The sequence below is a fragment of the Propioniciclava sp. MC1683 genome, from assembly GCF_014164675.1.
In the GTDB taxonomy this organism is placed as follows: domain Bacteria; phylum Actinomycetota; class Actinomycetes; order Propionibacteriales; family Propionibacteriaceae; genus Propioniciclava.
In genome coordinates this window covers 1-8,563 of sequence record NZ_JACJFX010000054.1, presented here as the reverse complement: position 1 = coordinate 8,563, position 8,563 = coordinate 1, and the positions used below count along the sequence as shown (strand labels likewise).

At 71.5% G+C, this 8,563-nt stretch carries 10 protein-coding genes; 2 read left to right on the top strand and 8 right to left on the bottom strand.

Going from position 1 to position 8,563, the window contains the following annotated elements:
* Nucleotides 1-154: 154 nt before the first annotated feature.
* From H5397_RS16585 to H5397_RS16555, 7 genes are all read right to left on the bottom strand, one after another.
* Nucleotides 155-931, bottom strand: coding sequence for a hypothetical protein (locus tag H5397_RS16585; RefSeq protein ID WP_182818806.1), 777 nt, complete (start codon nt 929-931; stop codon nt 155-157).
* Between the two features lie 69 nt (nt 932-1,000).
* Entirely contained in the window at nt 1,001-2,791 is a 1,791-nt protein-coding gene (locus H5397_RS16580; RefSeq protein WP_182818805.1) for a biotin carboxylase N-terminal domain-containing protein, read from the bottom strand.
* 100 nt (nt 2,792-2,891) lie between these two features.
* On the bottom strand, nt 2,892-3,791 hold the full coding sequence (locus tag H5397_RS16575; protein WP_182818803.1) for a decaprenyl-phosphate phosphoribosyltransferase: 900 nt from the start codon (nt 3,789-3,791) through the stop codon (nt 2,892-2,894).
* Nucleotides 3,792-3,803: 12 nt separating this feature from the next.
* The gene (locus tag H5397_RS16570; RefSeq protein WP_182818809.1) at nt 3,804-4,412 is read right to left on the bottom strand and encodes a nucleoside triphosphate pyrophosphatase; all 609 of its coding nucleotides are present in this window, start codon (nt 4,410-4,412) and stop codon (nt 3,804-3,806) included.
* Complete coding sequence (locus tag H5397_RS16565; protein WP_220492372.1) at nt 4,409-5,146, bottom strand: DUF937 domain-containing protein; 738 nt, start codon at nt 5,144-5,146, stop codon at nt 4,409-4,411. The genes H5397_RS16570 and H5397_RS16565 overlap by 4 nt, the downstream gene beginning before the upstream one ends.
* A gap of 74 nt (nt 5,147-5,220) precedes the next feature.
* Complete coding sequence (locus tag H5397_RS16560) at nt 5,221-5,460, bottom strand: acyl-CoA carboxylase subunit epsilon (protein WP_182818801.1); 240 nt, start codon at nt 5,458-5,460, stop codon at nt 5,221-5,223.
* Nucleotides 5,457-7,031 (bottom strand): acyl-CoA carboxylase subunit beta, encoded by a 1,575-nt coding sequence (locus H5397_RS16555; RefSeq protein WP_182818800.1) that lies wholly within the window; start codon nt 7,029-7,031, stop codon nt 5,457-5,459. The genes H5397_RS16560 and H5397_RS16555 overlap by 4 nt, the downstream gene beginning before the upstream one ends.
* A 71-nt stretch (nt 7,032-7,102) precedes the next feature.
* On the opposite strand from H5397_RS16555, the gene H5397_RS16550 reads away from it, so the two are divergent.
* Nucleotides 7,103-7,879, top strand: coding sequence for a biotin--[acetyl-CoA-carboxylase] ligase (locus H5397_RS16550; RefSeq protein WP_243760794.1), 777 nt, complete (start codon nt 7,103-7,105; stop codon nt 7,877-7,879).
* Nucleotides 7,879-8,343, top strand: a complete 465-nt coding sequence (locus tag H5397_RS16545; protein WP_182818799.1) for an OsmC family protein — start codon at nt 7,879-7,881, stop codon at nt 8,341-8,343. The genes H5397_RS16550 and H5397_RS16545 overlap by 1 nt, the downstream gene beginning before the upstream one ends.
* Here the strand turns inward: H5397_RS16545 and H5397_RS16540 are convergent.
* A partial coding sequence (locus tag H5397_RS16540) for a transposase (protein WP_182814264.1) occupies nt 8,340-8,563 on the bottom strand: 224 nt, incomplete at its 5' end. The genes H5397_RS16545 and H5397_RS16540 overlap by 4 nt on opposite strands.

Below are 8,563 nucleotides of genomic sequence, written 5' to 3'. Positions count from 1 at the left end.
CCGTCAAGCGGTAACCAACCCGCGCATGTCAGTCTGACCATCCGCGTCGACGACCACGCCGAACGTCACCAAGCACCGTGCCAAAAGCGAAGTGGCGTCCCCCAACCAGGAGGACGCCACTTCGTCACGCCCCCTTGACAAAAGGGCCTACATATCAGTCGAAGAGGTCGCCCAGGCCCTCGACGATCTCGCCGAGGTCACCCAGGCCCTCCAGACCCTCTAACCCGTCGCCCAGCTCGTCCAGCAGCTTGGGCAGGGCCACGAGCCCGCCGAGCACCACCGACCCCACCGCGACGCCCTTGATCAGGTCGGAGCCCTTCCAGTTGCTGAAGTAGCCCTGCGCCCACGGCGCGTACTCCCGGCCGGCCTCCCAGTACGGGACGCGGCGGGCGCCGACCTGCACGGTGCGGATGTAGGGGACGCCCCCGGCGAGCACGCGCTCGGCGTCGGCCGCGCAGGCCGGGACGGAGCGGGACGGCTGGCCCTGCTGGGCCCACTCGACGTTCTGGGTGGAGGGGCCGTGCGAGGGGTTGAAGAAGCACGGCGGGCGCTTGGCGGGCAGCGGCTGCCCGGCGACCCGCGCCTGCAGGCAGGCGACGGCGTAGCGGCCCTCCTCGAGGATCTCGGTGACGAACCGCACCTCGTCGGGGCGGGTGACCGCGGCCAGCGACTGCTTGGCGTGCTCGTAGGAGTCCAGCGCCCGCTCGTAGTCCTGGCGGGCCGCGGCGTCCAGCGTGCCGCCGGTGACGTCGACGGCCTGCAGTTCCTCGCCGAAGCGCGTCACGTCCTCCTCGGCGGCGCGCAGGGAGGCGGACAACGCCCCCTCCAGTTTGGTGGCCTGCTGCCGCTCGAGCTTCTTCCCGCCCCGCGCGACGGCCACCCAGATGCCGAGGGCGACGAGGACGAGCACCCCGACGATCACGTACTCCATGCCCCCAGCATGCCAGCGGCCCCCGAGGTGAAGCCTCGGGGGCCGCTGGGTGTCAGCTGTGCGTCGTTGTCACTCCGCGTCGACGATCTCGCAGAGCGTGTCGCCGGAGGCGACCGTCTGGCCCGCCTCGACGCTCAGGCCCTTGACGACGCCCGCGCGGTGCGCGTTGAGCGGCTGCTCCATCTTCATGGCCTCCAGCACCACGACGAGGTCGCCCTCGGCCACGGTGTCACCCTCGGAGACGGCCACCTTGACGATGGTGCCCTGCATCGGCGAGGCCACCGCGTTGCTCGACGGGGCGGACGCCTTGGCGCCACCGCGGTCGCGGCGGGTCGGCTTCTTGGCCTTGCCGGAGGCGGCCGGGGCGGCGGTGCCCAGGGAGGCGGGCAGCTTGACCTCGACGCGACGGCCGTTGACCTCGACGACGACGCTGGTCTTCTCGACCTCCTCGCCCTCACCGAGCGGGCCGGTGTAGGCGGGGATCTGGTTGTCGAACTCGGTCTCGATCCAGCGGGTGTGGACGCCGAACTTGCCGTCGGCCGCCGTGTACGCCGGGTCGTTGAGCACGACCTGGTGGAACGGGATGACGGTCGGCATGCCCTCGAGCACCGTCTCGGACAGGGCGCGGCGGGAGCGGGCGATGGCCTGCTCGCGGTCGGCACCGGTCACGATGATCTTGGCGACCAGGGAGTCGAACGAGCCCGGGACCGACATGCCGGCGTTGTAGCCGTGGTCGACGCGGACGCCGGGGCCGGACGGGGCCTGCCACGCGGTCAGCGTGCCGGGGGCCGGCATGAAGTTGCGGCCGGCGTCCTCGGCGTTGATGCGGAACTCGATCGAGTGGCCGCGGACCTCGGGGTCGCCGTAGCCCAGCTCCTCGCCGTCGGCGATGCGGAACATCTCGCGGACCAGGTCGATGCCGGTGACCTCCTCGGAGACCGGGTGCTCGACCTGCAGGCGGGTGTTGACCTCGAGGAACGAGATGCGGCCGTCCTGGGCGACCAGGAACTCACAGGTGCCGGCGCCGATGTAGCCGGCCTCCTTGAGGATGGCCTTGGAGGACGTGTACAGGCGGTCGATCTGCTCGTCGGTCAGGAACGGCGCGGGGGCCTCCTCGACCAGCTTCTGGTGGCGGCGCTGCAGCGAGCAGTCACGCGTGGAGACGACCACGACGTTGCCGTGGGAGTCGGCCAGGCACTGGGTCTCGACGTGGCGGGGCTTGTCGAGGTACTGCTCGACGAAGCACTCGCCGCGACCGAACGCGGTGACGGCCTCACGGGTGGCGGACTCGAACAGCTCGGCGACCTCGTCGAGCTCGCGGGCGACCTTCAGGCCGCGACCGCCACCGCCGTAGGCGGCCTTGATCGCGATCGGCAGGCCGAACTCCTTGGCGAACGCGACGACCTCGTCGGCGTCCTTGACCGGGTCGGGGGTGCCCTGCACCAGCGGGGCGCCCACCTTCTGCGCGATGTGGCGGGCCTTGACCTTGTCACCCAGCGCGTCGATCGCGGCCGGCGGGGGGCCGATCCAGATCAGGCCGGCGTCGAGGACCGCCTGCGCGAAGTCGGCGTTCTCGGCGAGGAAGCCGTAGCCCGGGTGGATCGCGTTTGCGCCGGTGCGCTCGGCGATGGCCAGGATCTTGGCGACGTCGAGGTACGTCTCGGCCGGGGTCATGCCGTTCAGGGCGAAGGCCTCGTCGGCCAGCTTCACGAACAGCGAGTCTGCGTCAGGGTCTGCGTAGACGGCCACGCTCGGCAGCCCGGCGTCGCGGGCCGCGCGGATGACGCGGACGGCGATCTCACCGCGGTTGGCGACGAGAACCTTGGTGATAGGCACATTTCCTCCTTGAAAGTCCTTCATGGCGCGAAAGCCGTGTCCGTTCGGGAGTCTAGGACCAAAGCAGTGCCCCTTTGTAATCGACAGGTCCCATCCCCGTGGGGACCCCGGCGTGGGGCGTCCGTCAGCCCAGCAGGCCGAGCACGACCGGGACCGCCCAGAGGACGCCGAGGCCCTGCAGGACGTGGTCGGTCAGGACGACGTCCTCGGGTTCACCGGCCGCGCCGGTGTCGATCGTGTAGGCGTAGCGCAGCAGCGCGAGCGTGAACGGGGCGATCGAGACGGCGTGCCAGGGCACCCCCGCCAGCATGGAGTCGCCCGACTGCTCGAACGCCCACAGGCTGTAGGACATGATCACGGCGGTGCACGCCATGGTCCACACGAAGCGCAGGTAGGTGTCGGTGTAGCGGGCCAGGGAGGCGCGGGTGCCGGCCTCGGGGCCGAGCTCGCGGATCTCGGAGTAGCGCTTGCCGGCCACCATGAACAGCGACCCGAACGCCGCCACGAGCAGGAACCACTGGGACAGCGCGATGTCGGACGCCACGCCGCCGGCGACCGCGCGCAGCAGGAATCCGGACGCCACCACGGCCAGGTCGATGATGGGCTGGTTCTTCAGGAACAGGGAATAGCCGACCTGGAGGACCCAGTAGGTGGCCAGCGTGGCCGCCAGCTGCGGGGCGATCGCGGCGCCCAGCGCCAGGCTGGCGACGACCGTGATCGCGGCCAGCACCAGCGCGGTGCGCGCGGTGAGCTCGCCGGCGGCGATGGGCCGGAACCGCTTCTTCGGGTGCAGGCGGTCGGCCTCGACGTCGCGGACGTCGTTGATGAGGTAGATGGACGCGCTGACCAGGCAGAAGGCGACGAACGCCCCGAGCGTGTTGAGCGCGACCGCCGGTTGGAACAGGGAGCCCGCGGCGGCGGGGGCGGCCACGACGAGGACGTTCTTGACCCACTGGCGCGGGCGCATGGCCCGCACGGCGGCGGGCAGGGCGCTGTGTGGGGGAGCGGGCGTGATCTCGGTCATGGCCCGATCAGGTTACCGGCGCCAGAGGGTGGGCCACGCGACGCCGGCGTCGGCGAGCATGCGGCGCAGCAGGGGGAGGCTGATGCCGACGACGTTGTGGGGGTCGCCCTCGAGGCGTTCGACGAAGGGGCCGCCGTAGCCGTCGATGGTGAAGGCGCCGGCGCAGTGGTGGGGCTCGCCGGTGGCGAGGTAGGCCTCGACCTCGTCGTCGGTGACGTCGGCGAAGGTCACGCGGGTGGTGGCGGCGCGGGTGTCGCGGTGGACGGTGCCGTCGCGGACGACGGCGAGGTGGTGGCCGGTGACGAGCTCGCCCGTGCGGCCGCGCATGAGGCGCCAGCGCTCGCGCACCGCCTCGTCGGTGTACGGCTTGCCGTGGATGTCCCCGCCCAGGGCCAGGACCGAGTCGCAGCCCACGAGGGCGAGGTCGCCGCCGGTGCCGACCTCGGCGAGGACGGCCTCGGCCTTCAGCCGGGCCAGGGCGCAGGCGAGGGCTTCGGGGTCACGTTCGTCGACCACGGACTCGTCGACGCCGGAGACGTGCACGATCGGGTCGACGCCGGCGGCCTGCAGGGTGTGCAGGCGCGCCGGCGACGCCGATGCGAGGACCAGCCGCAAGGTCAGCGACGGCCGATGAGGATCTCCTTGAGGAGACCCCCCAGGAGGTCGCCCGCGCCGCCGCCCATGGGCGACTGCGGCTGGGACTGGCGCGGGGCCGAGGTGCCCGGGTCGATGCGGAGGCCGCCGTCGGAGGTCGGGGCCTGGAAGCCGCCGGTGCCGCCCGAGGAGGGGGCCTGGGTGGGCTGCTGGGGCGCGCCGCCGCCGAGCAGGTCACCGAGGATGTCGCCCAGGCCGCCGCCGGCGGAGCCGGACTGCTGCTGGGGGGCGCCACCGCCGAGCAGGTCGCCCAGGATGTCACCCAGGCCACCGCCCTGCGAAGGGGCCTGCGCGCGACCGCCGCCGCCCATCTTCTCCTGCAGCTTGCTGGCGAGGTAGCCCATCACGAGCGGGGCGAGGAGGGGGAGCAGTCGGCGCAGGAGGTTGCCCCCCATGCCGGGGCCGAGGGACTGGATCTGGGTGGGGGAGAAGACGTGGCTGACGATCTTCTCGCCGTCGGCGGCGTCGACCGCGTTGATGTCGATGCTGTCACCGAAGGCGGAGCCCTCGAGGTGGTCGTTGAGCGCGGCGCGGCTGAGGCCGACGGCGCTGGCGGCATCGGTGGCGTTGTCGTCCATCGCCCCGACGAGCTGGGCGAGGGCCTGGTCGACCGCTTCGTTGGCGGTCTGCTCGTCGGTGCCCAGGTACTGGGCGATCTGGGACAGGTCGAGGCTCGACTTGATGTCGTCTACGGCGGCCATCCTTGGCACTCCTTCGCTTGGTGGCGGACGCGTCGAGCCTAACGGCCGCCACCAAGCGGGAGGAAGGGGAGGGGTCAGCGGCGCGCCGTGCTCCGCCACGCGCCGTGGCCCTGCAGCACTGCGTGCCGCACGAGGTGCCAGTGCGAACGCCAGCCACCCGCGATCGCCGAGTTCACCGGCGCGTGCGGGCGACCGCGTCCCCGCCGGACGACGGTGAGCAGGGCGGTCAGCGCCGCCAGCTCCTCGTCCGACGGGTTCCCGGACACCACCTGGAACAGCGGGCCCTGCTCCTCGGGCGAGATCTGCTCGGTCACAGCGGGATGTTCCCGTGCTTCTTGGGCGGCAGGGTCTCGCGCTTGGTGCGGAGCAGGCGCATGACCCGGATGATCGTCTCGCGCGTGGAGTGCGGGTAGATGACCTGGTCGATGTAGCCACGCTCGGCGGCGACGTACGGGTTGGCCAGCTCGTCGTTGTACTCCTGGATGAGCTCCTTGCGGCGCTCGACCGGGTCGGTGGCCTCGGCGAGTTCCTTCTTGTACAGGATCTCGACCGCACCCTCGGCGCCCATGACGGCGATCTGGGCGGTCGGCCACGCGAGGTTCACGTCGGCACCCAGGTGCTTCGACCCCATGACGTCGTACGCGCCACCGTAGGCCTTGCGGGTGATGATCGTGACCAGCGGGACCGTGGCCTCGGCGTAGGCGTAGATGAGCTTCGCGCCACGGCGGATGATGCCGTTGTGCTCCTGCTCGACGCCCGGCAGGAAGCCGGGGACGTCCACGAACGTCAGCACGGGGATGTTGAAGCAGTCACACGTGCGGACGAAGCGGGCGGCCTTCTCGGAGGCGTTGATGTCGAGGCAGCCGGCGAAGACCATGGGCTGGTTCGCCACGATGCCCACGACGCGACCCTCGATGCGGCCGAAGCCCACGACGATGTTGCCGGCGTACAGCTCCTGGACCTCGAGGAACTCGTCGTCGTCGAGGACCGTCTTGATGACCGTGCGGATGTCGTACGGCTGGTTCGGGCTGTCGGGGATCAGGACGTCGAGCTCGCGGTCGTGGTCGGTGATCGTGAGGTCGACCTCGGCCTCGTCGTAGACCGGCGGGTCCTCGAGGTTGTTCTGCGGCAGGTAGCTCAGCAGCTCGCGGGCGTACTCGATCGCGTCGTTGTCGTCGGCGGCCAGGTAGTGGGCGTTGCCCGACTTGGCGTTGTGCGTGCGACCGCCGCCCAGCTCCTCCAGCGTCACGTCCTCACCCGTGACCGTCTTGATGACGGCGGGGCCGGTGATGAACATCTGCGAGGTCTGGTCGACCATGATCGTGAAGTCGGTCAGGGCCGGGGAGTACACGTGGCCACCGGCCGCGGCGCCCATGATCAGGGAGATCTGCGGGATCACGCCGGAGGCCAGCGTGTTCCGGCGGAAGATCTCGCCGTAGAGGCCGAGGGAGACCACGCCCTCCTGGATGCGGGCGCCACCACCCTCGTTGATGCCGATCAGCGGGCAGCCGGTCTTGATCGCGAAGTCGATGATCTTGACGATCTTCTCGCCGTAGACCTGGCCGAGCGCGCCGCCGAAGAGGGCGACGTCCTGGCTGAAGACGCAGACGGGACGGCCGTGGATGGCGCCGACGCCGGTGATGACGCCGTCGGTGTAGGGACGCTTGGCCTGCATGCCGAACGCCGTTGAGCGGTGGCGGGCGAACTCGTCGAACTCCGCGAAGGTGCCCTCGTCCAGGAGCGCGGCGATGCGCTCGCGGGCCGTGAGCTTGCCCTTGGCGTGCTGCTTTTCAACGGCAGCCGGGGAGGCGGCGTTCTCAGCGGCGAGAATGCGTTCCCCGAGATCGGCGATCTTCCCCTTCGTCGTGTGGATGTCGATCTCCATGCGCTGACCATAATGCCTATCGACCCCCAGCCCCCAAGCCCACCTGCCCGTCGGTGGCTACGCTGGCGGCCGTGAGCGGATTCATCGAGGCGGACGCCCTGGCCGTCGCCGTCGCCGGAGGGCTGTGGCAGCACGTCGACGTCGTCGCGAGCACCGGCTCCACCAACGCCGACCTGGCCCGGCAGTCCCGCGAGGGCGCCCCCGCGGGCCGCGTGCTGGTCTCCGGGCACCAGAGCGCCGGGCGTGGCCGGCTGGCCCGTCGCTGGGAGGCGCCGCCCGACACCTCGGTCGCGTGCTCCGTGCTCGTCGCGCCCCGGCGTCCGATGCCGGAATGGGGCTGGCTGCCGCTGCTGGTGGGCATGGCCGTGGCCGACGGCGTCCGGGCCGCCACGGGGCTGGACGCCCGCCTCAAGTGGCCCAACGACGTCTTGGTGAACGAGCGCAAGCTGTGCGGCATCCTCTGCGAGTCGGTCGGCGACCTCGACCACCCCCGGGCGGTCCTCGGCTTCGGCCTGAACGTCGCGCTGCGCGCCGACCAGCTGCCCGTCCCCACCGCGACCTCCACCCGGCTCGAGGGGTCGGACGCCGGGGCCACCACGATCGTCGCCGCGGTCCTGCGCTCCCTCGAGACGTGGTTCTCCGCCTGGGACGCCGGGCAGGACGTCGTGGACGCCTACCGCCGCCGCTGCGACACCATCGGCCGCGAGGTCGTCGTGCGGGTGGCCGGCGGCGAGCCCGTCCGGGGCCGGGCCGTCGGGGTGGACGCCGGCGGCGGCATCGTCGTCGACGACGGCACCACCGTGCGCACCTTCGTGGCCGGCGACGTCGAGCACCTGCGCCCGGCCTGATGGCGACCCACACCTACACCCTCGACGTCGCCTGGACCGGCGACCGCGGCGAGGGCACGTCCGGGTTCCGCACCTACGGCCGGGACGTGCTGGCCCGCAGCGCGGGGCGTCCGGACCTGCTGTTGTCGGCCGACAAGCCCTTCCGCGGCGACCCGGCCCGCTGGAACCCTGAGGTGCTGCTCCTCGCGGCGCTGAGCGAGTGCCACCTGCTGTCGTTCCTGCACGTGGCGGTGACCCACGGCGTGGTGGTGACCGGCTACACCGACACCCCGCAGGGCTGGCTGGAGCAGGAGGGCATCGGCGGCCGGTTCACCCGCGTGCTGCTCCGCCCGCGCGTGACGTTGGCCGACCCGGGGCAGGCGCATCTGCTGCCCCAACTGCACGCCGAGGCGGGCGCGGCCTGCTTCATCGCGGCGTCGGTGAACTTCCCGGTCGAGGTCGAACCTGCGGGCGACCAGGCCTAGGGCGTGTCGCGTAACTGGTCTCGTAGGCAGATGATGGTGCTGGCCAGGACGAGGCCGGCGCGGTAGTTGCGAGCGAGTTTGTCGTAGCGGGTGGCGATGGCGCGGAACTCCTTGATCCGGTTGAAGAAGCGTTCCACCACGTTCCTGCCCTTGTAGATGGTGGGATCGAAGGCAGGTGGGCGACCGCCGCGGCTGCCCTTGGCCTTGCGACGGGCGATCT